We start from the raw sequence: 23,243 nt of genomic DNA on the forward strand, positions 1-23,243 counted from the left end.
AGCCCATTCGGCGGGGTGGCCCTGCCGCCCCGGAGTGCGGGCCTATGATGGCGGCAACATTGCTCCTGCACACCCCAAAACCGCCATGTCTGCATCCGCCCACGCCACGCTTCCCGGTCTGTCCCTCTACCCCCATCTGCTGGCCCCGCTGGACCTGGGTTTCACGCAGATCAAGAACCGCGTGCTCATGGGCTCCATGCACACGGGCCTGGAAGACGGACGTGACCTGAGCAAGCTGGCCGCCTATTTCCGCGAGCGGGCCGAGGGCGATGTGGGGCTCATGGTGACCGGCGGTTTTGCGCCGAACATCGCGGGCTGGGCCAAGCCTTTTGCGGGCACGCTCTCCACTTCGGGTGCGGCCAAACGGCATCAGGTGGTGACCCGCGCGGTGCACGAGGCTGGCGGCAAGATCGCGCTGCAGATCCTGCACACGGGGCGCTACGCCTACCACCCGCTGGCCGTGGCGCCCTCGGCCATCAAGTCACCCATCTCCCCCTTCAAGCCCTTTGAGCTCTCGACACGGGGCGTGGAGCGGCAGATCCGCGCCTTCGTGAACTGCGCCATGAAAGCACGTGAGGCCGGTTACGACGGCGTGGAGATCATGGGCTCCGAGGGCTATTTCATCAACCAGTTCCTGGCCAAACACACCAACCACCGCGATGACCAGTGGGGCGGCGACTACAGCCAGCGCATGCGCCTGCCGCTGGAGATCGTGGCGCGCACGCGCGAGGCCGTGGGCCGCGACTTCATCATCATTTACCGGCTCTCGATGATCGATCTGGTGCCTGGCGGCAGCAGTTGGGACGAGGTGGTGACCCTGGGCAAGGCCGTGGCGCAGGGCGGCGCCAGCATCATCAACACCGGCATAGGCTGGCACGAGGCCCGGGTGCCCACCATTGCCACCAGCGTGCCGCGCGCGGCCTTCGCGTGGGTGACGAAGAAGATGAAGGCCGAGTTCGCGGCCACGGGCATCACGACACCGCTGGTCACCTCCAACCGCATCAACACGCCCGAGGTGGCTGAAGCCTTGCTGGCCGAGGGCGACGCCGACATGGTGTCCATGGCCCGGCCCTTGTTGGCCGACGCGGACTTTGTGAAGAAGGCGGTGCAGGGTCGGGCCAACGACATCAACACCTGTATCGCCTGCAACCAGGCTTGCCTGGACCACATCTTCAAGAACAAGCTCACGAGCTGCCTGGTGAACCCACGCGCCTGCCACGAGACGGAACTGGTCTACCGCCCCACGGTACAGCGCAAACGCATCGCCGTGGTGGGCGCCGGCCCGGCTGGCCTGACGGCGGCGACCCTGGCCGCCGAGCGCGGGCATGAAGTACATCTGTTCGACGCGGCGAGCGAGATCGGCGGGCAGCTGAACATGGCCAAGGTGGTGCCGGGCAAGGAAGAGTTCCACGAGATGCTGCGTTACCTGGCGCGGCGCGTGGAGACCACGGGCGTGCAGCTGCATCTGAACAGCGCCGTGCTGGCGGCAGACCTGCAGGTTTTCGACGAGGTGATCGTGGCCACGGGCGTGACGCCGCGCGACCCCAAGATCGCGGGGCAGGACCACCCCAAGGTGCTGAGCTACATCGATGTACTACGCCACAAGAAACCCGTGGGCCGGCGCGTGGCCATCGTGGGGGCAGGCGGCATCGGTTTTGACGTGGCCGAGTTCCTGGTGAGCGAAGGCCACTCCACCACGGTGGACCTGCCGGCCTGGCTGGCCGAGTGGGGCGTGACGGACCCGGCGCAACAGCGCGGCGGCCTGAGCGCCGAGGGCCCGCAGGTGAGCCCGCCCGAGCGGCAGGTGACTTTGCTACAGCGCAAGGCCGGCAAGCTGGGTGATGGCCTGGGCAAGACCACGGGTTGGATCCACCGTGCGGCGCTCAAGATGAAGCAGGTCAAGATGATCGGCGGCGTGAACTACGAGCGCATCGGTGACGAAGGCTTGCTGGTGACGTATGGCGAGCAGCGCGAGAACCCCACCTGGATTGCCTGCGACACGGTGGTGCTCTGCGCGGGCCAGCTGCCGCTGCGCACGCTTGCCGATGAACTGCAGGCGGGCGGCAAGCCCGTGCACCTGATTGGTGGTGCGCTGGAAGCGGGCGAACTGGATGCCAAGCGCGCCATCGACCAGGCCGCGCGGCTGGCGGCGCGTTTGTAAAGGGCCAGGGCGCAGAATGGGGGCATGAAAGTACCCGAAAGACTGCAACCCCTGTTGGAAGAAGGCCTGATCGACACGGTGGTGCGCCAGCTCATGAGCGGCAAGGAGGCGCTGGTCTACGTGGTGCGCAGCGGCGAGGAGACGCGTTGCGCCAAGGTCTACAAGGAAGCCACGCAGCGCAGCTTTCGCCAGGCGGTGGACTACACCGAGAACCGCAAGGTCAAGAACTCACGCCAGGCCCGTGCCATGGCCAAGGGCTCGCGTTATGGCCGCCAGGCCATCGAGGCGGCCTGGCAGAGCGCCGAGGTGGATGCGCTCTACCGCCTGGCTGCGGCCGGCGTGCGGGTGCCCAAGCCCTACAACTTCCACGAAGGTGTGCTGCTGATGGAGCTGGTGACGGACGAGCACGGCGATGCGGCGCCGCGCCTGAATGACGTGATGTTCACCGCCGAAGAAGCGCGAGCGCACCACGCCACGCTGCTGACCGAGGTGGTGCGCATGCTGTGCGCGGGCGTCGTGCACGGCGACCTGTCGGAGTTCAACATCCTGCTGGCGGCGGACGGTCCGGTGATCATCGACCTCCCGCAGGCGGTGGACGCGGCCGGCAACAACCATGCCGCCCGCATGCTGCTGCGCGATGTGGCCAATCTGCGCGGCTTCTTCGGGCAGTTCGCACCCGAACTGCTGTTGACCGACTACGGGCCCGAGATATGGGAGCTGTACCAGCGCGGTGTGCTGAATACCGAGACGGTGCTGAGCGGCAAGTTCGAGCAGCCGGTGGGTACGGTGGACGTGGGGGGTGTGATCCGGGTGATCGACGATGCGCGGGCTGAAGAGGCGGCGCGGCAGCTGCGCATGCAGACGGCCCGCTGAGTGCGACGGGCCGCGTCGGCTCAAGCGGTGCGGATCACCGAGATGAACTCGTTGCCGCTTTCGGGCAGCCAGACTTCGCCGGGGCGCCCCAGGATCTGGCGTATGGATGCGCCCGCGCGCGGCATGGCCAGCACCTCGAACTTTTCCGAGCGCGGATCGAAACGCAGCATGGCGTTGTGTTCCCACTCCGAGGCCCAGACCATGTCCTTGTCGTCCACGTAGACCGCGTAGACACGCGGACTGTCGCCGGGCGCCTTCCATGTGCGCCAGCTGGCCGCGCCCGAGCCCAGGGCCGGGTCGTGCATGGACAGGTTGCCGCTGTTCCATTCGGCCACCCAGATGCGGCCCCGGCTGTCGGACCAGACGCGGCGAGCGCCCTGTTTGGGTGTGGGCGGCTCGACGATGCGCGAGGCGCCGGTCTGGAGGTCCATCTGCGCGATGTAGGAACCGGCCAGCGAACACCACCAGATGTCGCCCTTGGGCGTGGCGCAGATGCCGTAGGGCCCACGCCCGCGCGGCGCGGCCTGCACGCTGACGGTGCCGCTGCGCACCGCGACCTTGCCCACATAACCGCTCTGCCCGGTGAACCAGAGGTCGCCATTGCCGTCGAAGGCGCAGGTGTTGAGGTTGGCGTAAGGCGTGCCCGCGGGCAGGGGATAGACGCGCACCTCGCGCGCGGGCCAGCTCACGCGCACGATGGCGTTCTGTCCGCCATCGGTGAGCCACGCTGCGCCGTCGCGACCGGCGATGACGCCGTGGGGCGAGGAACCGCTGCCCAGGGTGATGAGCTCGGTCTTGCCCGTGCGCGGGTCGAACCAGCCCAGGTGGCCGCTGCGTTGCGCGGAGAACCAGACCCCGCCGTCGGGTGCTGGGGCTATGTCATGGATGCCGGTGGCACGCGGTGTGTTGAGCGGCCAGGATTGCAGACGTGAGTTCAGGGCCTGGGCATGCCCGCTGCCGGGGGCGCCCCACAGGCCCAGGGCCAGGGCAGGCAAGGCGACCAGGGCCTGGCGGCGCTGAGGACCGGGAACCTCAGGCGGGGCGTGAGGGCGAGCGAACGATGCGGGTCTCATGGCCGTGACTCCTTGCGGTGGCACCCGCCAGGGCGGGGCACCCATTCTGGCAGCAAGCTGGGCCGGGGGGCAAGCGCCCGGGATCAGGGCCAGTCGCTGAAGGGGAAGGGCGTCTCTTCGCTGGCGAAGCTCAGGTAATCGGTGATCTGGCGCAGGTACTGCCCCAGGCTGCGACCGAAGTGCTGCAGGCGTTCGTTGGGACCATCGCTCACGATGGACAGCAGCAGCTGCACCAGGGCCAGGGCGCCCAGCACGCTGAGGGCCAGGTACAGGGCCATGCCCATCAGGAGCATGAAAAGCACACGAAGCCAGAGGCTGCGTTTTTCGGGGATGTTGGTCATGTCGCTCATGGGGCCCTCCTGTGTATGGGTCGTTTACGGCGAACGGTGCAGGCGCGGGGCGGCCAGCAGGGCCAGGTTTTCCTCGATGGCCAGGTCCACGTTGCGCCAGCGGCCCTTGAGCTGGGCCTTGTCCATGGCGGCCTGCAGCTGTTGCAGGTCTTTCACCGTGGGCGCCACCTTGATCTGGGCGATGGCCGCAGCCGCGTTGCCGCCCTTGATCAGCATGAGCACCTTGCCCGGCCATTCACTCTGTTTTGCCATCCATGCACCTGTCAGTTCTTCAGGCCTCACTGTACACACTGGCAGCGGGTATGCTCGCCAGCAGATGAACTACACCGTCAAATTGTTCGACGCCGAGGGCGAGTCCGAGCCCCGGCACCGCGAGGCCGTGTCGCGCTTTCGCCGTGCGCTGGAAGACACGCTGGGCGATGCCAGCCTGGTCCTGCCCGTGTACCTGGCCTACCAGCGCATCGCGGCGGCCTACGGCGAGCAGCCTGATGTTGCCGCGCTGACCGATGCTGAGCGCGAGATCGTCGAGCAATGGCAGGCCGCCGAAACCGCTGCCATCACGGCCGTTTTTGGCCCGCTGCGCAATATGGGTGACGGGATGTACGAGCTCAAGCCGGCGTAGCACCCAGCCCGAGGGCGTGGAACACGCGGATGGCGGCCCAGGCGTCGTTGGCGGCGTAGACCAGCTGGGCCTCCGTGAGCCGAGGGTTGGCCCAGTTAGATGTGGCGGCCTTCTTGGATTTGAGGAAACGGCGGTTGAAAAGGATGGCCACGGCAGCCTTCACGCCCATGTCCTTGCGGTAGCCGCGCTCACGGAACACGGCGTTGAGCTCCAGCACACCGGCCGGCTCCACGCCCAGCTTGGCCGTGATGCGCTTGCGGTCGTCGCCCAGGCCGAAGCCGGCCTTGGTGACACTGTGCAGCGCCAGCAGCTCGGCCACCGGCGCACGGCTGGCGGGTTCATGCAATTGAAAGACCCAGGCCTGTTCGGGGGTGGCGAGTTGCACGATGTGCGGCCCGTCGGACTGTTCACCGACCTGGAAGGTGGGCTTGGATTCGGTGTCGAAGCCCAGGTGGGCAACACTGGCCAGTTCGGCGCAGGCTTTTTCGGCTTCCTTGACGCTGCTGACCAGGCGGATGCGGTCCATACCCAGGCGCTCGAAAGGGTCGAGCAGGGCGATTTCTTCCTTGCCCGGGGTGTTCTGATGGGTGTTCATGCGCCTGTTTATCGTTGTGCGAGATTGGGGTGACAAAAGCCTGGGTATTGAGTATGCTCTTTCGCACGAACTGCTGCGATACAAGGCAGGTGGGCCATACCGGGCGCAAACTAGATACTCAGGGGTGGATCATGGTTTTCGACTTCGAAGAACGGGCAGACCACATCGACCAGATGTCCAAGCTGTTGTCGGTGATGCAGGACGTGGCGCGCAAACTGGCGAACGAGTCCCATGGCCGCTCCTACGACAGGGCGCGCGAGCTCAACGAAATCCTGCACATGGCGCGCGAGCAGATCACCACCATCGAGACCGAGGAGCGCCGGCTGTACCAGCTGGAGAGGCGCCGGGCACCGCGTGGCAACTACGAGGTCTGAGCGCCGGGGATAATCGGGCGTTCGACATAACGCCCCATGCAAAGCAGCAAATCCTTCACGAGCGGTGACTACCAGCTCTACCCCTCGCCGCGCAACGCGCACCGCATCCTGTTCGAGCACCAGGTCTTCGTGCCCTTTCCCTATGCGCTGATCGATCTGGCGGCCATGGGACTCAAGGGTCGTTACAGCCTCTTCGCCGCCAGCCGCCTGGCCGACCGCAAACAGGGGCAGCTCGTGAGCTTCGAGAACGAGGCCGACGTCACCACCTTCAACGCCAGGTTCGAACCTTGAAGAGCGGCGGGGGTCTGGTTTATTCCACCGAGGGCGGGCGCATGTGCCCGGTCTGCCGTCGACCGCAGGCGCAGTGCGCCTGCAAACAACAGCAGGCCACCCAGCCGCTGGGGGACGGCAAGGTGCGGGTCTCGCGCGAAACCAGCGGTCGCGGCGGCAAGGCCGTGACGGTGGTGCGGGGCCTTCCGCTGGATGCCACGGCGCTGACCCAGCTGGGCAAGCAGCTCAAGGCGGCTTGTGGAACCGGCGGCACGGTCAAGGACGGTGTGATCGAGGTACAGGGTGACCATACTGACAAGGTGTTGGCACTGTTGCAGGCCCGGGGTTATGCGGCCAAGAGGTCCGGCGGATGATCCCCGATGCCGAGCAGCTGCAGCGCCTGCTGACGGTGGAAATGCCCTACGGCAAACACAAGGGCTGCCTGATCGCGGACCTGCCCGGCAACTACCTGAACTGGTTCGCACGCGAAGGTTTTCCCAGCGGAGACCTGGGTCGCCTGCTGGCCCTGATGCATGAGATCGACCACAACGGTCTGTCCGGCTTGCTCACGCCGTTGCGCCGGCAACTGCGCAAAGGTCCCTAGGCCTTTTTCTTCACCACGGGTGCCTTGCCGGGAAAACGCGTCTGCTGGTGTTCGCGCGGGCGGTAGAGCTGCACTTCCTGCTCGTAACCGAGCTTGCTCTTGAGCACGCTGTTGCACTGCGTCACCACGTCCTCCAGTGTCTTGCGTCCGGCGGTCGCACGCAGCTGCTGGATCAGCATGAAGGTCATGGCGCCGTAGGGCACGGAACCATGCGTGTATTCATAGGCGTACTGGTCTTCCCGGCAAGCCGCCAGCAGCACGGGGTTGTAGGGGCCGTGGTGGCCCAGACGCCTGGTGGCGGCCTTGAAGGCGGCCGGGTTGTCGCTCCAGCGGCCCACGGCACGGCCCATTTTCTGGGTGGCGCCATCCATTCCCAGGTAACGACGCACCACATCGGCGGGCGCCTTGTTCATGCGTCCGCGCAGGTCCAGCTTCTTGCGTGGGAACCACATCTGCTTGTCCACGTCCCATTCGATACCGCGGTGGCGTACGTCATCGGGCGGGTTGATGCCGCGCACCGCCACGCCACCGGCGCGTGCGATGCCACCCGAATGGCAGCAATCCAGGATGATGGAAAAGCGCGCCTCGTAGGGCAGGTTGGCGTAGTACTGGGCCAGCATGTCGTCGGTGATGCCGGTGTTGCCGCTCCAGTCGAAGTCGTAGGTGACCAGGGCCTCATCCTTGTGGTCGGGTTCACCGTCGGTATCCAGGGCGGCCACCTGGGCGCCGTGGCCCGAGTAGAAGAGGACACGCTCGTCGCCGGCGCGCACGTCTTCGAGCAGCCACTGCAGCCGCTCCTGCACACCGCGGGTGGTGGCCCGTGCGTCGAGCACCACGCGGATTTCCTCGGGCTGGTAGCCGCGCTCCTGCAGCATGGCACTCATCTGGAACACGTCATTGACGCAACCGCTCAGGCGATTCTCCGGCTGTGGGTAGTCGTTGATGCCGATCAGCAGAACGCGGCGCTTGCGCGGGCTGCGGCGCTGGATGGTAGGCGCCTTGAACCAGGTGCCGCCCACGGCCGGTGCCGGCCTGGGCTTGGCGGGTTTCGCACTGCGTGGCAGGGAGCTGGCCAGGCCGGCCCAGACATTGCTGGCCGTGACCTCGTGCACGAGGTACTGCTCGGCGCTGTGGTCCAGCGGGCCCCATTCGTCGAAAAAGGTGTCGAGCTGGGTGAAAGGGGCCTCGGGGAAATCCAGCTCGCAGGTCAGCACCGCGTCTTCGGAATTGAAGAGGTGGTACCAGTGGCGCACGGTGGTGAGGGGCTTGAGGTAGCCCCCGAAGCTTTCGGCCAGGGCCGGGTGGCCGATCTGCGAACCCAGGGTGACGAAAAGACGGTCCTGGGCCAGGGACTGCTGGGCGGCCAGGGTGTCGTAGGTGATGAGCGAACCCAGGCTGTGCGCGCAGATCACGTGTGGATTGACGCTCTTGATGCTTTGCGCCAGCTCGCTGGACAGCCGCTGGCGCAGCTGAGGCAGAGCGGTCCACTTGGCGACCATGCCGATGGTGTTGTCGAGCAGCGTGCCCAGGCCTTTTTCGGCGCCACGGCCCATGGCGCGACGATGCGCCCAGTAGCTGTTCCACAGGCGCTTGACGGCATCGGCATAGACGGCAGCGTCGGCACTGGCGGCCTCGAAGTGCGCGTTGTAGCGCAGCTCGTGGACCTCGAAGGCGTCGGCGGCCACGCCGGCGCTGGCGGCCGCTGTCCGGATGGACTGCTGCCATTTGGCCAGCCAATCGCCGTTCTCATTGGTGTTGACGCCGTGGATGCACAGGATGCGGATGCTCATGGGACCCCCTGCTAGCTGCTTGTGGATGTGCGTCTTTATAGGCACAAACGCGACGCCTGTCTTCCCCTGTTTGTGGGAGATGGTCATAATCGGCGCGCAGTCACCACAGAGTCCAACCGAGCAAGCGCATGGCCCTTTTTGTCGATTCCGCCACCGTCACCCATGGCATCCAGCTGGCTGTGGCCCCCGTTTTCCTGCTGACCGCCGTCTCCGGGATGATCGGCGCCGTGGCCGGACGGCTTTCGCGCATCATCGACCGCGGTCGCGTGCTGGAGGAAAAGCTGCGCCTGGACGTCGAACCCCTGCTGGCGCCGCAATGGCAGGCCGAGTTGCTCATGCTGCGCAAGCGTGGCCTGCTGGCCAACAGCACCATTGGCCTGCTGACCCTTTGCGCCTTCATGATCGGGCTGACCATCGTGGTGCTCTTCCTGGGGGAGACCACAGTCTTCCAGATCGACCGGCTGGCGATCTACGCCTTCCTGGCCGGCGTGAGCTGCTTCATGGCCGCGCTGTGCTGCTTCTTCGCCGAGACCCTGCTGGCCACGCGCGTGCTGAAGTTCGGTCAGCCTGTGACTGATTAACGCCGCAGCAGGTTCTTGAGCCTGTCTTCAGCTTGCTCCTTGAGGCGCTGCGCGGCCTTGGCTTTTTCCTCGTCCAGGCGCTGCTGTGTCTCCTGCTGCAGCTGCGCCTTGCGTTGGTCGACGAGCTCCTTGGCGCGGTTGCCAGCACCGGCGCCGAAGTCGATCTTCCAGCCGATGGCCTTGTAGGGTCCGCTCAGGCGCACGGGCAGGGTCAGGCCCTTGAGCTGTTCCATCTCGGGGCCGCCCTGGCCCTGCAGGGTGGGCACCACGGTGGCCTTGACCGTGTAGTCCAGCCTGTCCTCGGCAATGAAGATGTCGCCAGCGCCGCCCAGACGCAGCAGCGGGGTCTTGGCGGAGAGGTCGTCGTTGTGGGCCACACCCTGTTTGATCTTGAAGCTGGCGCCGAACTCGGTGAAGTCGGTCTTCTCCTGGGCACCGGCCTTGCCTTCCTGGGAGCCGCCGCCGAGTCTGGTCTTGGCGCTGCGCAGGGCGCCTGCGATGTCCAGGCCGTTGATGGCGCCGTCGGTGAGCTGCACGCCAGCCGTGCCGTTGAGGTTCTTCTTGAACAGGCTCACGGTGTTGCCGCCGGTGCTGACGTCCAGTGCCACGTTGCCGCGCCCGTCGATGGGCTGCTGGTCCAGCGCATCTTTCATCAGCGGGCCGATGTTGATGCCGCGCAGGTCCAGCTTGGCGCCCAGGGTCTGCGGCGCCTGGGCGTTGGCCGTGAGGGTGCCGTTGACACCTCCGCCGTAGAGCGTGGCCGTCAGCGGATGGAGCTCGGCCTTACCGCCCGCGGCCTTGAGCTGCATGCGGATGCTGGCGGCGCGCAGGTTCATGAACTTGAGCGAGGCGATCTTGAGCGCGCCCCGCGCGTCCAGCGTGCGCAGCGGTGCAAGATCGATCACGGCTTCAGGCCCGGACGGGCCGCTGCCGGCGGCTGCAGCAGATTTCTCGCTCTTGGGCAGGTAACGGTCGGCGTCGAGTTCGCCCACGGCAATGTCGAAGTCGATGGCCGGCTGCGAGAAGCGCTTTACGCCGGCCTTGATGGCCAGGCTGGTACTGTCGAGCTGGCCGTCCAGGGCCAGCTGCGCGGCTTCATGGGCCAGGTCGACCGAGACCGGGCCTTGCAGCTTGAGCGCCAGCGTGCCGCCAGCCGGGTTGGGGGCCGAGACCTCCAGCGTGAGCGCGGGGACCTTGACAGCTTGCGCACTGGCCTCGACGCTGGCCAGGCCCAGCTTGATTTGCAGATCGCGTTGGCCGGCTGCGGCGCCACCCAGGCTGGCCTTGAAGTTTTCGAACAGGATCTTTTGCTGCGCAAGCTGGGGCGTGAAGTCGCCCTTGACGCTCAGCTGCAAGGCCAATTGCGGGTTCTCTCCCTTGAGGTCGGCGCCGAAGTCCAGGGGACTCTTTTTGCCCTCGGCGATGGCGCCGGTGCTGAAGTTCAGCCTGGAGACGCTCAGGCGCTGGCCGCTGGCGTTGTCGCGGTAGTCCAGGCTGGCGTTGGTGATAGCGATGCCGCCAACCTGGAGCAGGGGCAGGGTGGCAGGCGCCTCCGGCTTGCCGGCCTCCGGCTGGGCAGGGGCCTTGTCACCGCTGGACAGCAGATCGTCGAAGTTGAAATGGCCCTGGCGGTCACGTTGCACTTTGACATTCAGTCCGTCGACCAGCACGCGGTCCACCTCCACCTTTTTGGAAAACAGCGGCAACAGTGCCACCGAGACCTTGACCTGCTGGGCGGCCGCGAAGACCTGCTCGCTGCGCGCTTCGGACAGGGAAATCTGGCCCAGATCTGCGCCGATGCGCGGGAACAGCGTGAGCCGGATCTCGCCGGGGATGGTCAGGGTGCGGCCGGTCTCTTCCTTGACCAGCTTGATGAGCTCGGGTTTGTAGTCGTTGGGGTTGAAGGTGGCGACGACGAAGGCCACCACGGCCACCAGCAGCACGACGATGGCGGCAAGGGCGACGAGGAAGATTTTGAGGGCTTTGTTCATGACGTAGGTCTCACAGCTCAGGCTTGCTGACAGGATAACGCAGCGGGTCCGCTGCAGGTTGGCATCAGAGCTTGCCGTCGCGCGCCAGTTTGGCGGCCAACTCACTCAGCGCTGCGTAGGCGGCGCCCGCCTGTGTATCCCACTCAGCGACGGCATGCCACTGGCGCTGCACCAGGGCCGTGTCTCCGCGGGCTGCCGGGCCGGTCAGCGCGCCGGCCGGTCCCAGGGCCAGCAGGTTGTCCACGGCATTGCGCAGCAGGGTGGCGCGCAACTGCGGCAGCAGTTCGGACGGCACGCCGCTGTTCAACCAGAGCGCTTCGGCCGTGGCCTGCAGCACGGGCAGGAAGTTGGTGGCGAAGACCGCTGCGGCGTGGTAACGCAGCTTGTCGGCCGAGGGCAGGGTGAAACAACGCGCGCCGAGGGCGCTGAACAGGGCCTGCAGAGCGGCCATGGCCTTGGCCTCGCCTTCGAGAGCGCAGGGTGTGCCGGCGAATTGCTGCACGGCTGCGGCCGGTGTGGCAAAGCTCAGGATGCAGTGCGCGCTGGCGATCTGCCAGCCCAGACCTTGCAGGGATGCAAGCTCAGCCGCCGCCAGCGCACCGCTGGCGTGGAAGACGATGGACGGTGGTCGGCCCGTACGGGCCAGGGCTTGCGCGCTGGCGGCGATCTGCCGGTCGGGCACGGCGATCAGCCAGTAGTCGGCGGGACGCATGGTTTCCAGGGATGCGACTGGGTGGCCGGTGCCGATGAAGTCCACCGCCGCCCGTGCGCTGGCCATCGAGGTGGTCAGCACGTCCTGCATTTGCAAGACGCCCCGGCTGTGCCACAGCTGGCCCAGCGTCCTGCCTACGCGTCCGGCACCGATCAGGTTGAGCGTGGGCAAAGGCATGACGGGGATCAGACCAGGCCGAACCAGCCCAGCAGGCCGCCGATACCCAGCAACCACAGCAGATGCAGGCGGGTGCGCCAAACGATCAGGGCGGTCACCGCGGTGATCAGCCACAGTGGCCAGTCGCGCGCCGGGTCGCCGTGGGCCCGGGCCAGGATCCAGCCGGTGGCGATCAGCAGGGCGATCACGATGGGGGCCATGCCCAGCTTGAAGGCGCGCACGGCGCGCAAGTCGCGGTTCTCATGGCTCCAGCGCGAGGTGACGTAGACCAGGATGGTGCTGGGCATGATGATGCCCACCATGCAGACCAGCACGCCGAACAGCGCCCAGCCCAGTCCCCCGGTGTTGAGCCCGACATGCCAGCCCAGAAGGGCCACGAACAGGATGTTCGGCCCGGGCGCGGCCTGCGCGATGGCGATGGACGAGGTGTACTGGGGATCAGTGAGCCAGCCCTGCTGGTCCACCAGAAAGCGGTGCATGTCCGGCGCTGTGGTGATGCCACCGCCCACGGACAGCAGGGAGAGGGTCAGAAAGTGCGTGAAGAGATAGAGCCAGTCGCCCCAGCCCAGGTCCAGCATCGGGTTCATGCGCGTGCCTCCTGGCCCAGCAGGCGGTAGGCGAGCACGCAGGCCACACTGCCCAGGCCCAGCAGCACATAGATCAGCGGCCAGCGCAACAGGGCCACGGCGATGAAGCCCAGCACGCCCAGCACGCTGTTCAGGGCGATGCCCATGACGCTGCTCTTGAGGGAGGTCGCGAGCCGCAATCCGGTGGCCACCACCAGGCCCGCGGCCACCGCCCCCATGCCTCGCAGCGCGCCGATGACGCCGGGGTGGCTGGCGAACTGGGCGTACAGGAGGGCCAGGGACAGCACCACGACCATCGGTGCGGTGAAGATACCGGCCAGCGCCGCCAGCACGCCGGGCACACCGAAGTAGCGCCCGCCGATCATGACGGCCAGGTTCACCACGTTGGGGCCGGGCATGATCTGGGCCACGGCCCATTCCTCGACAAATTCCTCGTTCGTGAACCAGCGTTTGCGCTCAACCAGTTCGCGCTGTGCCACGGCGAGCACGCCACCAAAGCCCTGCAGGGCCAGCACGGTGAAGGAAATGAAGAGATCCGCCAGGGATTGGGGTTGCGTGCGTTCGACGCTGCGGGAAGTGTCATCCATGCGCCGATTATCGGGCCTCTTGTCCCGCAAACGCTTGACGGGCCGCGTGGCCGTACCCAAGATCAGCCGCATGTCCGACGCCGTACCGCAGCTCCTCCTGAACCAGCTTTCCTTTCCCGAATCCCCGCGCTGGCACGAGGGTGCGCTCTGGTTTTCCGACTTCTACACGCAGCTGGTGATGCGCCTGTGGCCGGACGGGCGCTGCGAGACCGTGGCGACCGTACCGGGCCAGCCCTCGGGCCTGGGCTGGCTACCCGACGGGCGCCTGCTCGTGGTGTCCATGAAGGAGCGGCGCCTGTTGCGGCTGGACGGCGATACGCTGGTCGAAGTGGCGGACTTGTCGGCCCTGGCGCCTTTTCACTGCAACGACATGGTGGTCGATGCCCAGGGGCGCGCCTACATTGGCAATTTCGGCTTCGACATGCTGGCGCGGGCCGAGCCGCGGGCCACGAATCTGATCCTGGTGGAACCCGACGGTCGCGCCCGCGTCGTGGCCGAAGACCTGATGTTTCCCAACGGCAGCGTCATCACACCGGACGGGCACACGCTGATCGTGGCCGAGAGTTTTGCCGCGCGGCTGACAGCTTTTGACATTGGCGCCGATGGTGCGCTGAGTGGACGCCGTACCTGGGCAGCGATCCCCAAGAGCAGCCCGGACGGCATCTGTCTGGACGCCGAGGGCGCGGTCTGGCTGGCCTCACCGGCCAGCCGCGAAGTGCTGCGCGTGCGGGAGGGGGGTGAAGTGACACAGCGCCTGCCCATGCCAGGACAGCCCTTGGCCTGCATGCTGGGCGGGCCACAGCGGCGCACCCTCTACATCCTCTCCAGCAAGGTCATGGTGACACCCGAACAGGCGCGAGAGCTGCGCACGGGCACCATCCACACCCTGGACGTGACGGTGGCCGGCGCGGGCCGGCCCTAGTTGCGCGCGTAGTTGAGCTGGAAGTTGTTGACCCCGTCAAAACGGGTGATTTCGTTGGCCAGCTCCGCGATGGGGACCATCCTCTGCCGGTTGCGCGCCACGGCCACGAAGGACCATTCCAGGACATCCTCCCGGCATTCGATGGAAATGGTGCCGGTCGCAATGTCGTAACCGCGCTTGCTGGCCATCTGCTGCAAAGCGGCTTCACTGGGTTTGAAGCCGGGTTTGAAGCACAGAGTGATGGCCACGGCCTGGCGCGAGGGCAACCAGGTTTCGAGTCGGGAGATCCACATCATGGAGAAGGCCGAGAGGCCGGCCAGGGCCATGGCTGCGCCATAGAAGCCCACGCCGACCAGGATGCCGATGACCGAGGCCGACCACAGGGAGGCCGCCGTGGTCAGGCCGCTGATGTTGAACCCCTCGCGCATGATGACCCCGGCGCAGAGGAAACCGATGCCGGTGACAATGCCCTGGATCACGCGGCTGGTGTCGGTGGCCGTGCCCAGCAGGAAGTTGCCGCCGAACCAGGAGGCGGAGTAGCCGCCGATGACGGTCAGCGCGGCAGAGGCCATGCAGACCAGGCCGTAGGTGCGCATGCCGGCCGCCCGGCCATGGTAAGACCGCTCGTACCCGACCAGCAGGCCCAGCAGCAGGGCGCCCAGAAGGTTGAGGAAGACCAGGACATTGGTCTTGATCATGGGGATGGTCCAGAACGCGGCGAGGGTGTCGAAGGTGGGCATGTGACAGTGGGTTACAGATGGCTTGGAACCATTCTGCGCCCGCGGAACGGTGCTGCCAAGCGAGGGATCCCCCCGGGCCCCCGCTGGTATTGCCAAAAACGTACACTTCAGGGTTGCCTGTCCCGCTTATGAACGCTCCCGTCGACGTCTCCCTCTTTCCGCGCGCCGCCAAACCGCTGACCAGTTACCGCAAGTACTGGGCCGCGCGCTTTGGCACGGCCCCCATCCTGCCCATGAGCCGCAAGGAGATGGAGCAGCTGGGCTGGGACAGTTGCGACATCATCCTGGTCACGGGCGACGCCTATGTGGACCACCCGAGTTTCGGCATGGCCGTGATCGGCCGGGTACTGGAGGCGCAGGGCTTCCGCGTGGGCATCATTGCCCAGCCCGATTGGCAGAGCGCCGACCCCTTCAAGGTGCTGGGCAAACCCAACCTGTTCTGGGGTGTGACCGCGGGCAACATGGATTCCATGATCAACCGCTACACAGCGGACCGCAAGATCCGCAGCGACGATGCCTATACCCCGGGCGACGTGGGCGGCAAGCGGCCGGACCGCGCAGCCATCGTCTACAGCCAGCGCTGCCGCGAGGCCTATCCGGACGTGCCCATCGTGCTGGGCGGCATCGAGGGCTCGCTGCGCCGCATCGCCCACTACGACTACTGGAGCGACAAGGTGCGCCGGTCCATCGTGGTGGACAGCAAGTGCGACCTGCTGCTTTACGGCAATGCCGAGCGCGCCCTGGTCGAGGTGGCACACCGCATCGCCGCGCGCGAACCCGTGCAGCAGATCACCGATGTGCGCGGCACGGCCTTTGTGCAGCGCGAGAGCCCCGAGGGCTGGTTCGAGATCGACTCGAGCGAGGTGGACACGCCGGGCCACATCGAAGAGCACATCAACCCCTACCAGACCACGTCCGAGCAGGCCGCAGCCCAGGGCCAGTCCTGCAGCAAGGAAGAGGGCGGTACCGCACCTGCCGTGATGCCGGCCATCCAGCCCATCACCTTCATGGCCAACCCGGCGCTCACGGGCAAGGGCAGCATCAAGCGCCTGCCGCGTGACCGCAGCGTGATCCGTCTGCCCAGCTTCGAGCAGGTCAAGTCCGACCCGGTGCTTTATGCCCACGCCAACCGTGTCCTGCACCTGGAGACCAACCCCGGCAATGCGCGGGCCCTGGTGCAGGCGCACGGCGAAGGCACAACAGCGCGCGACGTCTGGATCAACCCGCCTCCGATTCCGCTGACCACGGCCGAGATGGACTATGTCTTCGGCCTGCACTACGCGCGCAGCCCGCATCCGGTCTATGCCGACGAAAACGGCAGCCATGACGGTGCCACCAAGATCCCGGCCTGGGAGATGATCCGCTTCAGCGTGAACATCATGCGCGGCTGTTTCGGCGGCTGCACGTTCTGCTCGATCACCGAGCACGAGGGCCGCATCATCCAGAGCCGCTCGGAAGACTCGGTGATCCAGGAGATCGAGGACATCCGCGACAAGGTCAGTGGTTTTACTGGCGTGATCTCCGACCTGGGCGGACCGACTGCGAACATGTACCGCATCGGCTGCAAGAGCCCCGAGATCGAGGCCGCCTGTCGCAAGCCCAGCTGCGTCTACCCGGGCATCTGCCAGAACCTGAACACCGACCACAGCGCGCTGATCCACATGTACCGGCGCGCGCGTGCGCTCAAGGGCGTGAAGAAGATCCTGATCGGATCGGGCCTGCGCTACGACCTGGCCGTGAAGTCGCCCGAGTACGTCAAGGAACTGGTACAGCACCACGTGGGCGGCTACCTGAAGATCGCGCCCGAGCACACCGAAGGCGGGCCGCTCTCCAAGATGATGAAGCCCGGCATCGGCAGCTATGACAAGTTCAAGCAGATGTTCGAGAAGTTCAGCGCGGAAGTTGGCAAGAAGCAATACCTCATTCCATACTTCATCGCGGCCCACCCGGGCACGAGCGACGAGGACATGATGAACTTGGCGCTGTGGCTCAAGAAGAACGGGTTCCGCGCCGATCAGGTGCAGACCTTCTATCCCAGCCCCATGGCCACGGCCACGACCATGTACCACAGCGGCCTGAACCCGCTCAAGGGGATCCACCGCGACGCGCGGGGCGAAAAGGTCGATATCGTGCGCGGCGACAAGCGCCGTCGCCTGCACAAGGCCTTCCTGCGTTACCACGACCCCAACAACTGGCCGCTGCTGCGTGAAGCGCTCAAGACCATGGGCCGTGCCGACCTGATCGGCAACGGCAAGCAGCATCTGATCCCGACCTTCCAGCCGCTGACCGACGGCAGCTACCAGAGCGCGCGGCGCAAGAACTCCACGCCTTCGGCCGCCAAGCCCGCCGTGAACACCCCGGTCAAAGGTCTCATCCTGACCCGGCACACCGGTCTGCCCCCGCGCGAGACCGGCAGCGCCAAGGCCAAGCCGGCGCGCAAACCGCGCTGAGCTTTATTTCTTGAGAGTGTGCAGCGGCAGATCCAGCCGCTGCGCCAGTGCATCCAGCGTGCGTCGGCTTTGCTGCCCGAACCAGATTGCCAAGGCCTGGTGCATGGTCGGCCCCATCATCGACGCCGGCTTCAGACCCGCTGCCTCGCACAGCGCCTGCGCAAAATGCGGCTCCAGCGCCGCCACGGCCACGCGCCCGTCCTTGCAGGCATACACACGGTAGCCGGCATGGCCGCCCCCCACCGCGCTTGTCGGAGCGGTCAGACCCCAGCGCCGTGGCAGACCCAGCCAAGCCGCGGCCTCCGAGAGGGCCACTTCATGCCGCGTGCCGTGGCCTTGCTTCTGACGCAGCATCAGGGCCTGCAGCACGGCTTCGCTGGCCAGCAGGGCGCCGCCCATGTCGGCAAAGAGTGTAGGGGGCAGGGCCAGACCGTTGATCAGGTCCTGCTCGGCCATATAGGTTAGGTCGTGCCCCGGGATCTCCGCCGCCGGGCCTGGGGCACCGACGATGGTCACGAGGTTCAGGGCCGGGTACTCCCGGTGCAGCGCAGACCAACCCAGGCCCAGACGCTTGAGCGCAGAGGGGCGGAAGGAAGTCAGCAGCACGTCGGCGCGGACCAGTTCGCGTTGCAGCAGCTTGCGGCCGGTGTCGGTTTTGAGGTCAGCTTGGAGCACCCGGATGCCCGTGTGAAGTTCCGCATAGGCAGCGGCCTGGTAGGCCTGCATGGGATCGCCGGCGGGCGGTTCGAGCTTGGTGCAGCGGGCCCCCAGGAGATGCAGGCGCATGAGGGCGGCCGGGCCTGGCAGGTTCAGCGCGAGGCTGAATACGCGCACGCCCTTGAGGGGTTTGGAGGTCTGTGCCATGGCGGCCAGTGTAATGAAGCCGGCGGTCGGACCGTGTTTGGACAGATGTGTTTTTCTTTGATACGCTGGGACATGCGGGTCCGTACAAGACCCGAAGGGTGAGGTGATCTTGACGATCGATTTGTCTGCAACAGACCCCCATGCGGCACGTGCCGATCAGGCCCGTGGCCTGATTGCCATCGTCTGGGTGTTCGTCGGGGTGGTCATCCTGCTGCTGCTGCTGGCCAGCTACAGCATCAGCCTCATGTCGGCGGGCCGTGCCTATGTGGGCGGCGAGGGCATGTGGTCCAAGGCGCAGAAGCAGGCCGTGCACGCCCTCTTGCGTTACACGCAGGATCACCAGTCCGTCGATTACCAGCGCTATGAAGCGGCGCTTTCGGTGGTGCTGGGCGACCGCCAGGCCCGGCTGGAACTGGAAAAACCCGATCCCGACCTGGGCGTGGCCGCCCAGGGCTTTCTGCAAGGGCGCAATCACCCTGATGACGTCCAGGGCATGATCCACCTGTTCCGGGTCTTTCGCCGCGTGCCGGAGATCGACCAGGCCATCACGATCTGGGCCGAGGCCGATGTGCATATCGACCGGCTGATCGACCTGGGGACCCAGATCCGGGCCAGCGTGCGGGCAGGGAAAGCCGGTCCGGCCATCACGCGAGCCTACCTGCAGCAACTCGACGATATCGACCGCGCGCTCACACCGCTGGAAGACGCGTTCTCATCTACCCTGGCAGGTGCCGCGCGCAAGACCAGCACCGTGTTGTTGGGGTTGATGTTTGTGGTGGTCTCGATCCTGCTGGCGGTGGCCTACCAGTTCTCGCGCCGGCTCGTCATGCAGAACGCGAGCTTCCAGCGCGCCTTGGTCGACAGCGAAACCCAGCTGCGCGGGCTGCTCCAGCTCGCGCCCCTGCCCATCCTGATCGTGCGCCGGGAAGATGCCGCCATTGTGTTCGCCAACGAGCGAGCACAGGCCCAGTTCCGAATGGAGGACAACGCCGCGCAGGTGTACAAGGCGGACAGTTTTTACGTGCGCCCCGAGGAACGCAAAGAGCTGATTGGCGCCGTCTGGCGCAAGGGCGGTCTGCGCGATCAGGAGGTCGAGCTGCAAGACAGCAGCGGCGGGCGCTTCTGGGCGCTGGTGTCCTGCCAGCGCATCGATTTCGCGGGGGGCGACTGCGTTCTGACCACGTTGACCAACATCGACGAACGCAAGCGTGCGCAGCAGGAATTGCACCACCGGGCCTTCCATGACGAATTGACCGGCCTGCCCAACCGCTCCATGTTCATGGACGCTCTCAACCGCACGCGGCACCGTGCGGAGCGCCGCAATGGCATTTTCCTGCTCTTTTTTGTCGACCTTGACGACTTCAAGGCGGTGAACGACACGCACGGCCACCGGCTGGGGGATATGTTGCTGCGCGAGGTGGCCTTGCGTTTGCGCCTGTGCCTGCGCGAGGGTGACCTGGTAGCGCGCCTGGGCGGTGACGAGTTCGTGGCCTTGGTAGAGAGCGAAGAACGCGCCGAGGATGCGGCCGTCATTGCGCACAAGATGCTGGCCGCGCTGGCACCCGACTATGTCTTCGACGACAAGGTGCTCAAGGTCACGGCGAGCATCGGCGTCAGCCGCTACCCGCACGACGGTACGGAACTCGCCGAACTGATGCGTCGTGCGGACGCGGCCATGTACCGCGCCAAGGCGAGCGGGCGCAATACCTTCAAGACAAACACCGCCGAGAGTTGAGCTCCCGGGCCGACGGTGCCTCGCTCAGCGGCCGAAGTCCAGCGGCAGGCCCACGTAGTTCTCGGCAATGCTGCGCGAGCCGGCCTCGCTGTGAATCAGGTAGTCCAATTCGGCTTCCTGGAACTTCTGGGCGATCTCGCCTTCGTTCGGGAAACGGTGCATCAGGCTGGTGAACCACCAGGAGAAACGTTCGGCGCGCCAGATGCGCTTGAGCGCCAGTTCGGAATAGCGGTCAATGCCGGCTTCGGACTTGTCCTGGTAATACTCGACCAGCCCGTTGAACAGGTATTTCACATCGGTGGCGGCCAGGTTCAGGCCCTTGGCGCCCGTGGGCGGCACGATGTGACCGGCGTCACCGGCCAGGAACATGCGACCGAAGCGCAGCGGCTCGGTCACGAAGCTGCGCAGCGGGGCAATGCTCTTCTCGATGCTGGGGCCGGTGATGAGTTTGGCGCGGGCTTCGGGATCCAGGCGCAGGCGCAGTTCCTGCCAGAAGGCCTCGTCGGACCAGTCCTCGATCTTGTCTGTCAACGGCACCTGCAGGTAGTAGCGACTACGTGTGTGGCTGCGTTGTGAGCACAGGGCAAAGCCGCGCGGGCTGTTCACATAAATCAGCTCCTCGTGCACGGGCGGCGTGTCCGACAGCAGGCCCAGCCAGCCGAAAGGGTAGACCTTCTCGTATTCGCGAATGGCGCCGCGCGGTGCGCTGGCGCGGCAGACACCGTGAAAACCATCACAGCCGGCGATGAAGTCGCAGGCGATTTCATGCTTCTTGCCGTCTTTCTCGTAGGTCACGCGCGGGTTTTTCGTGTCGAAGTCGTGCACCTGCACGTTGGCGGCCTCGTAAACCGTGGTCAGGCCGGCGGCCTGGCGTGCGTCCATCAGGTCGCGCGTGAGTTCGGTCTGGCCATAGACCATGACGTTCTTGCCGCCGGTCAGCTTGTTCATGTCGATGCGGTGGCGCTCGCCCTTGAACAGCATGTCGAAGCCGCCATGGACCAGACCTTCCTTGTGCATGCGCGCGCCGACGCCAGCCTCGTCCATCAGGTCGATGCAAACCTGCTCCAGGATGCCGGCTCGGATGCGCGAGAGCACGTAGTCGCCGGTCTGGCGCTCGATGACGACGGCGGCGATGCCCGCCTTGTGCAGCAACTGGCCGAGCAGCAGGCCCGAAGGGCCGGCGCCGATGATGGCAACCTGGGTGCGCATGAGGTGCTCCTGTGCGGTAAAAAAGCGATGTCCAAGAATAGGCAGGAGTGGCCCGTAATGCATCCCTTGATGCTCGTCAATGCGCGATGATCGCCATAAATGTGCGATCATCGCGCAAACAATGAGGTTTCCATGATTGCCAAATCCGACCTGATCGAAGGCATGGCCAAGGGCATGGCCGTGCTGGAGAGCTTTGACACCGAACGCCAGCGCCTCAACGCCACGCTGGCCGCCCAGCGTGCCGGCCTCACACGCGCCGCGGCGAGGCGCCACCTGCTCACGCTGGCCCATCTGGGTTACCTGGAGACCGACGGCAGCTATTTTTGGCTATCGAGCAAGGTGCTGCGCTTTTCCGGCAGCTACCTGGCTTCGGCGCGCCTGCCGCGCCTGCTGCAACCGGCACTGGAACGCCTGGCCACGCAGACCGGGCAGGCCTATTCGGCCGTCGTGCTCAACGGCGACGAGGTGGTCATCGTGGCGCGCAACAGCGATGTGCGTCGGGGGGCCGCCGAGGGCCAGCCGCAGCTCATGGCCTACGGCCTGCACCTGGGCGCGCGGCTGCCAGCCCACGCCACCTCGACCGGTCGTGTCCTGCTGGCGGCCCTGCCACGGTCGGAGTTCCAGGCTTGGATGAAAGGACGGCTGCTGACGCGCCTGACCATGCACACCGTGACCGAGCCGCGCGCCTTTCGCGCCCTGGTCGAAGCCGTCCGGCGGGATGATCACTGCCTGAGCAGCGAGGAGCACGAACTGGGCGTACATGCCCTGGCGGTGCCTCTACGCAATGTGCAGGGCCAGGTGGTGGCCGCACTCAATGTGGTGGGCTCGACCGCGCGCCTTTCCGGTGCAACGATGCAACGCGAACTCCTCCCCCTGATGTGGGAGGCCGCGCGCGAAGTGCGCGCCCTGCTCTGAGAGGCTGTTCGCGGCGTCCATGAACTGTATGCAATTGCAACAGTTCGCAGTTGGTCCGACGCCACTTGGGGCTTGCGGTATATATTGGAAAAGGTATTCTGCATGCCTAATTTCCATCACACACAAGGAGCCACCATGAAACGTCTGTCACTCATCATCGCCCTGGCATGTGCCTTGCCCAGCGCCTGGGCCCAACTCAAGCCCTGTGACGAGTTGAAGGCCGAGATCGCGGCCAAGATCGACGCCAATGGCGTCAAGAACTACACGCTGGAGATCGTGGCCAGTGATCAGGTCGGTGACCGCAAGGTCGTGGGCAGCTGCGAGGGCGGGGCAAAGAAGATCATCTACGTACGCAACTGAGACGGCGCAAGCCCGGTCCGGTCGCCGCCTTCGGGCGGCGTTTTTTTTGTACGCACGCGTTTGCACCGCTTACAAATCCATACCATCCAGCCGCCGCTGCCGCGCCTGGCGCTGCAGAATGGTTTCGACCATGTTTTCCCTATTTCGCAAGAATCAGGGCGCCAGCCCGGAAACCCTAAGTCCCAACTCCATGCTGCCCCGGCGCATGGACCTGGAGGAACGCAAGGCGTTCCGGCGTGAACTGCTGGACCAGACCGTACGGGAAAGTCTGCAGGCCTTGAACGTGGCTGCAGACAGCTACCGGCTGCGGACCATGCCGCTGGACCCGCGCCACCACCGTTTTGTCGTCATGATCGACGTGGGCCGGCATTTCCAGCCGCAGCATGCGGGTCGTGCCTGGGATGACCCGGAAACCGAAAACTGGATACGCCAGCGCGCCTACGAGCGCTTCGGCCTGTCGCTAGATGCCATTTACTGGCGTACCGGCGAGGCGCCGGACGTCCCACGATCCTCCAGCGCCCTGGCTGCGGTCGCCCCGGCGCATCCGCACTACCAACTGGTCTCGGAAGAGGAAAAAGAGGCGCTGATGGAGGCCATCCGGCAGGGCAACGAACTGCCCGTGCTGCATGTGGGCGACTGGGAATACCAGACCGACATCGTGCCGCTGGACGACACCGGGCCGCAGCACTGAGCCGGGAAGG

At 66.0% G+C, this 23,243-nt stretch carries 26 protein-coding genes; 14 read left to right on the plus strand and 12 right to left on the minus strand.

Annotation, left to right across the window (positions count from 1 at the left end; genetic code table 11):
- The first annotated feature begins 85 nt into the window (after positions 1-85).
- Positions 86-2,161, plus strand: a complete 2,076-nt coding sequence (locus AC07NT_RS06510; protein WP_498597254.1) for an oxidoreductase — start codon at positions 86-88, stop codon at positions 2,159-2,161.
- A 24-nt stretch (positions 2,162-2,185) separates the two neighbouring features.
- The gene (locus AC07NT_RS06515; protein WP_498597253.1) at positions 2,186-3,034 is read left to right on the plus strand and encodes a PA4780 family RIO1-like protein kinase; all 849 of its coding nucleotides are present in this window, start codon (positions 2,186-2,188) and stop codon (positions 3,032-3,034) included.
- A 20-nt stretch (positions 3,035-3,054) separates the two neighbouring features.
- Here the strand turns inward: AC07NT_RS06515 and AC07NT_RS06520 are convergent, their stop codons facing one another.
- The 3 genes from AC07NT_RS06520 to AC07NT_RS06530 form a co-directional block, all read right to left on the minus strand.
- Positions 3,055-4,107, minus strand: coding sequence for a Vgb family protein (locus tag AC07NT_RS06520; RefSeq protein ID WP_498597252.1), 1,053 nt, complete (start codon positions 4,105-4,107; stop codon positions 3,055-3,057).
- Between the two features lie 83 nt (positions 4,108-4,190).
- The gene (locus AC07NT_RS06525; RefSeq protein WP_498597251.1) at positions 4,191-4,457 is read right to left on the minus strand and encodes a DUF4389 domain-containing protein; all 267 of its coding nucleotides are present in this window, start codon (positions 4,455-4,457) and stop codon (positions 4,191-4,193) included.
- A 24-nt stretch (positions 4,458-4,481) separates the two neighbouring features.
- The gene (locus AC07NT_RS06530) at positions 4,482-4,709 is read right to left on the minus strand and encodes a hypothetical protein (RefSeq protein ID WP_498597250.1); all 228 of its coding nucleotides are present in this window, start codon (positions 4,707-4,709) and stop codon (positions 4,482-4,484) included.
- 64 nt (positions 4,710-4,773) lie between these two features.
- Here AC07NT_RS06530 and AC07NT_RS06535 point away from each other — a divergent pair, with 64 nt between their 5' ends.
- A complete protein-coding gene (locus tag AC07NT_RS06535; RefSeq protein WP_498597249.1) occupies positions 4,774-5,079 on the plus strand; it encodes a hypothetical protein in 306 nt (101 codons plus the stop codon).
- Here AC07NT_RS06535 and AC07NT_RS06540 read toward each other — a convergent pair.
- Positions 5,066-5,674, minus strand: coding sequence for a 3'-5' exonuclease (locus AC07NT_RS06540; RefSeq protein ID WP_498597248.1), 609 nt, complete (start codon positions 5,672-5,674; stop codon positions 5,066-5,068). The genes AC07NT_RS06535 and AC07NT_RS06540 overlap by 14 nt on opposite strands.
- A gap of 131 nt (positions 5,675-5,805) precedes the next feature.
- On the opposite strand from AC07NT_RS06540, the gene AC07NT_RS06545 reads away from it, so the two are divergent.
- Genes AC07NT_RS06545 through AC07NT_RS06560 form a run of 4 tightly spaced genes read left to right on the plus strand, consistent with a single transcriptional unit; the run spans position 5,806 to position 6,922 of the window.
- The gene (locus AC07NT_RS06545) at positions 5,806-6,048 is read left to right on the plus strand and encodes a hypothetical protein (RefSeq protein WP_498597247.1); all 243 of its coding nucleotides are present in this window, start codon (positions 5,806-5,808) and stop codon (positions 6,046-6,048) included.
- Positions 6,049-6,084: 36 nt separating this feature from the next.
- Positions 6,085-6,339, plus strand: a complete 255-nt coding sequence (locus AC07NT_RS06550) for a hypothetical protein (protein WP_498597246.1) — start codon at positions 6,085-6,087, stop codon at positions 6,337-6,339.
- A gap of 41 nt (positions 6,340-6,380) precedes the next feature.
- A complete protein-coding gene (gene yciH, locus AC07NT_RS06555; RefSeq protein ID WP_498598491.1) occupies positions 6,381-6,692 on the plus strand; it encodes a stress response translation initiation inhibitor YciH in 312 nt (103 codons plus the stop codon).
- Entirely contained in the window at positions 6,689-6,922 is a 234-nt protein-coding gene (locus AC07NT_RS06560) for a DUF3820 family protein (RefSeq protein WP_498597245.1), read from the plus strand. Before yciH ends, AC07NT_RS06560 begins: the two co-directional genes overlap by 4 nt.
- On the opposite strand, the gene AC07NT_RS06565 is transcribed toward AC07NT_RS06560, so the two are convergent.
- Positions 6,919-8,712 (minus strand): caspase family protein, encoded by a 1,794-nt coding sequence (locus AC07NT_RS06565; RefSeq protein WP_498597244.1) that lies wholly within the window; start codon positions 8,710-8,712, stop codon positions 6,919-6,921. The two genes, AC07NT_RS06560 and AC07NT_RS06565, sit on opposite strands and share 4 nt — an antisense overlap.
- A gap of 128 nt (positions 8,713-8,840) precedes the next feature.
- On the opposite strand from AC07NT_RS06565, the gene AC07NT_RS06570 reads away from it, so the two are divergent.
- Positions 8,841-9,293: a DUF2721 domain-containing protein gene (locus AC07NT_RS06570; RefSeq protein ID WP_498597243.1), complete on the plus strand. Its 453-nt coding sequence runs from the start codon at positions 8,841-8,843 to the stop codon at positions 9,291-9,293.
- Here the strand turns inward: AC07NT_RS06570 and AC07NT_RS06575 are convergent.
- The 4 genes from AC07NT_RS06575 to AC07NT_RS06590 all read right to left on the minus strand — a co-directional run bounded on the left by AC07NT_RS06575 (position 9,290) and on the right by AC07NT_RS06590 (position 13,347).
- Entirely contained in the window at positions 9,290-11,284 is a 1,995-nt protein-coding gene (locus AC07NT_RS06575) for an AsmA family protein (RefSeq protein ID WP_498597242.1), read from the minus strand. The genes AC07NT_RS06570 and AC07NT_RS06575 overlap by 4 nt on opposite strands.
- Positions 11,285-11,348: 64 nt before the next feature.
- A complete protein-coding gene (locus AC07NT_RS06580; RefSeq protein ID WP_498597241.1) occupies positions 11,349-12,173 on the minus strand; it encodes a Rossmann-like and DUF2520 domain-containing protein in 825 nt (274 codons plus the stop codon).
- Positions 12,174-12,181: 8 nt separating this feature from the next.
- Positions 12,182-12,760 carry a chromate transporter gene (locus tag AC07NT_RS06585; RefSeq protein WP_498597240.1) on the minus strand — a complete coding sequence of 193 codons (579 nt, stop codon included), beginning with the start codon at positions 12,758-12,760 and terminating at the stop codon, positions 12,182-12,184.
- The gene (locus AC07NT_RS06590) at positions 12,757-13,347 is read right to left on the minus strand and encodes a chromate transporter (RefSeq protein ID WP_498597239.1); all 591 of its coding nucleotides are present in this window, start codon (positions 13,345-13,347) and stop codon (positions 12,757-12,759) included. The genes AC07NT_RS06585 and AC07NT_RS06590 overlap by 4 nt, the downstream gene beginning before the upstream one ends.
- A 19-nt stretch (positions 13,348-13,366) precedes the next feature.
- On the opposite strand from AC07NT_RS06590, the gene AC07NT_RS06595 reads away from it, so the two are divergent.
- Positions 13,367-14,269: an SMP-30/gluconolactonase/LRE family protein gene (locus tag AC07NT_RS06595; protein WP_498597238.1), complete on the plus strand. Its 903-nt coding sequence runs from the start codon at positions 13,367-13,369 to the stop codon at positions 14,267-14,269.
- On the opposite strand, the gene AC07NT_RS06600 is transcribed toward AC07NT_RS06595, so the two are convergent.
- Positions 14,266-15,009, minus strand: coding sequence for an MgtC/SapB family protein (locus AC07NT_RS06600; RefSeq protein WP_498597237.1), 744 nt, complete (start codon positions 15,007-15,009; stop codon positions 14,266-14,268). The two genes, AC07NT_RS06595 and AC07NT_RS06600, sit on opposite strands and share 4 nt — an antisense overlap.
- 128 nt (positions 15,010-15,137) lie before the next feature.
- Here AC07NT_RS06600 and AC07NT_RS06605 point away from each other — a divergent pair, with 128 nt between their 5' ends.
- Complete coding sequence (locus AC07NT_RS06605) at positions 15,138-17,459, plus strand: YgiQ family radical SAM protein (protein ID WP_498597236.1); 2,322 nt, start codon at positions 15,138-15,140, stop codon at positions 17,457-17,459.
- Positions 17,460-17,462: 3 nt separating this feature from the next.
- On the opposite strand, the gene AC07NT_RS06610 is transcribed toward AC07NT_RS06605, so the two are convergent.
- Entirely contained in the window at positions 17,463-18,323 is an 861-nt protein-coding gene (locus AC07NT_RS06610; RefSeq protein WP_498597235.1) for a CoA transferase, read from the minus strand.
- A gap of 109 nt (positions 18,324-18,432) precedes the next feature.
- Between AC07NT_RS06610 and AC07NT_RS06615 the strand changes: the two genes are divergently transcribed.
- Positions 18,433-20,058: a diguanylate cyclase domain-containing protein gene (locus AC07NT_RS06615; RefSeq protein WP_498597234.1), complete on the plus strand. Its 1,626-nt coding sequence runs from the start codon at positions 18,433-18,435 to the stop codon at positions 20,056-20,058.
- A 24-nt stretch (positions 20,059-20,082) separates the two neighbouring features.
- Here the strand turns inward: AC07NT_RS06615 and pobA are convergent, their stop codons facing one another.
- Complete coding sequence (pobA, locus tag AC07NT_RS06620; RefSeq protein WP_498597233.1) at positions 20,083-21,267, minus strand: 4-hydroxybenzoate 3-monooxygenase; 1,185 nt, start codon at positions 21,265-21,267, stop codon at positions 20,083-20,085.
- A 132-nt stretch (positions 21,268-21,399) separates the two neighbouring features.
- On the opposite strand from pobA, the gene AC07NT_RS06625 reads away from it, so the two are divergent.
- The 3 genes from AC07NT_RS06625 (at position 21,400) to AC07NT_RS06635 (ending at position 23,233) form a co-directional block, all read left to right on the plus strand.
- Positions 21,400-22,182, plus strand: coding sequence for an IclR family transcriptional regulator domain-containing protein (locus AC07NT_RS06625; RefSeq protein ID WP_498597232.1), 783 nt, complete (start codon positions 21,400-21,402; stop codon positions 22,180-22,182).
- 135 nt (positions 22,183-22,317) lie between these two features.
- Positions 22,318-22,542, plus strand: a complete 225-nt coding sequence (locus tag AC07NT_RS06630) for a DUF1161 domain-containing protein (RefSeq protein WP_498597231.1) — start codon at positions 22,318-22,320, stop codon at positions 22,540-22,542.
- A 130-nt stretch (positions 22,543-22,672) separates the two neighbouring features.
- Entirely contained in the window at positions 22,673-23,233 is a 561-nt protein-coding gene (locus AC07NT_RS06635; RefSeq protein WP_498597230.1) for a hypothetical protein, read from the plus strand.
- The last annotated feature ends 10 nt before the right edge of the window (positions 23,234-23,243 follow it).

Source organism: Hylemonella sp. GW821-FHT10B10 (assembly GCF_059415585.1).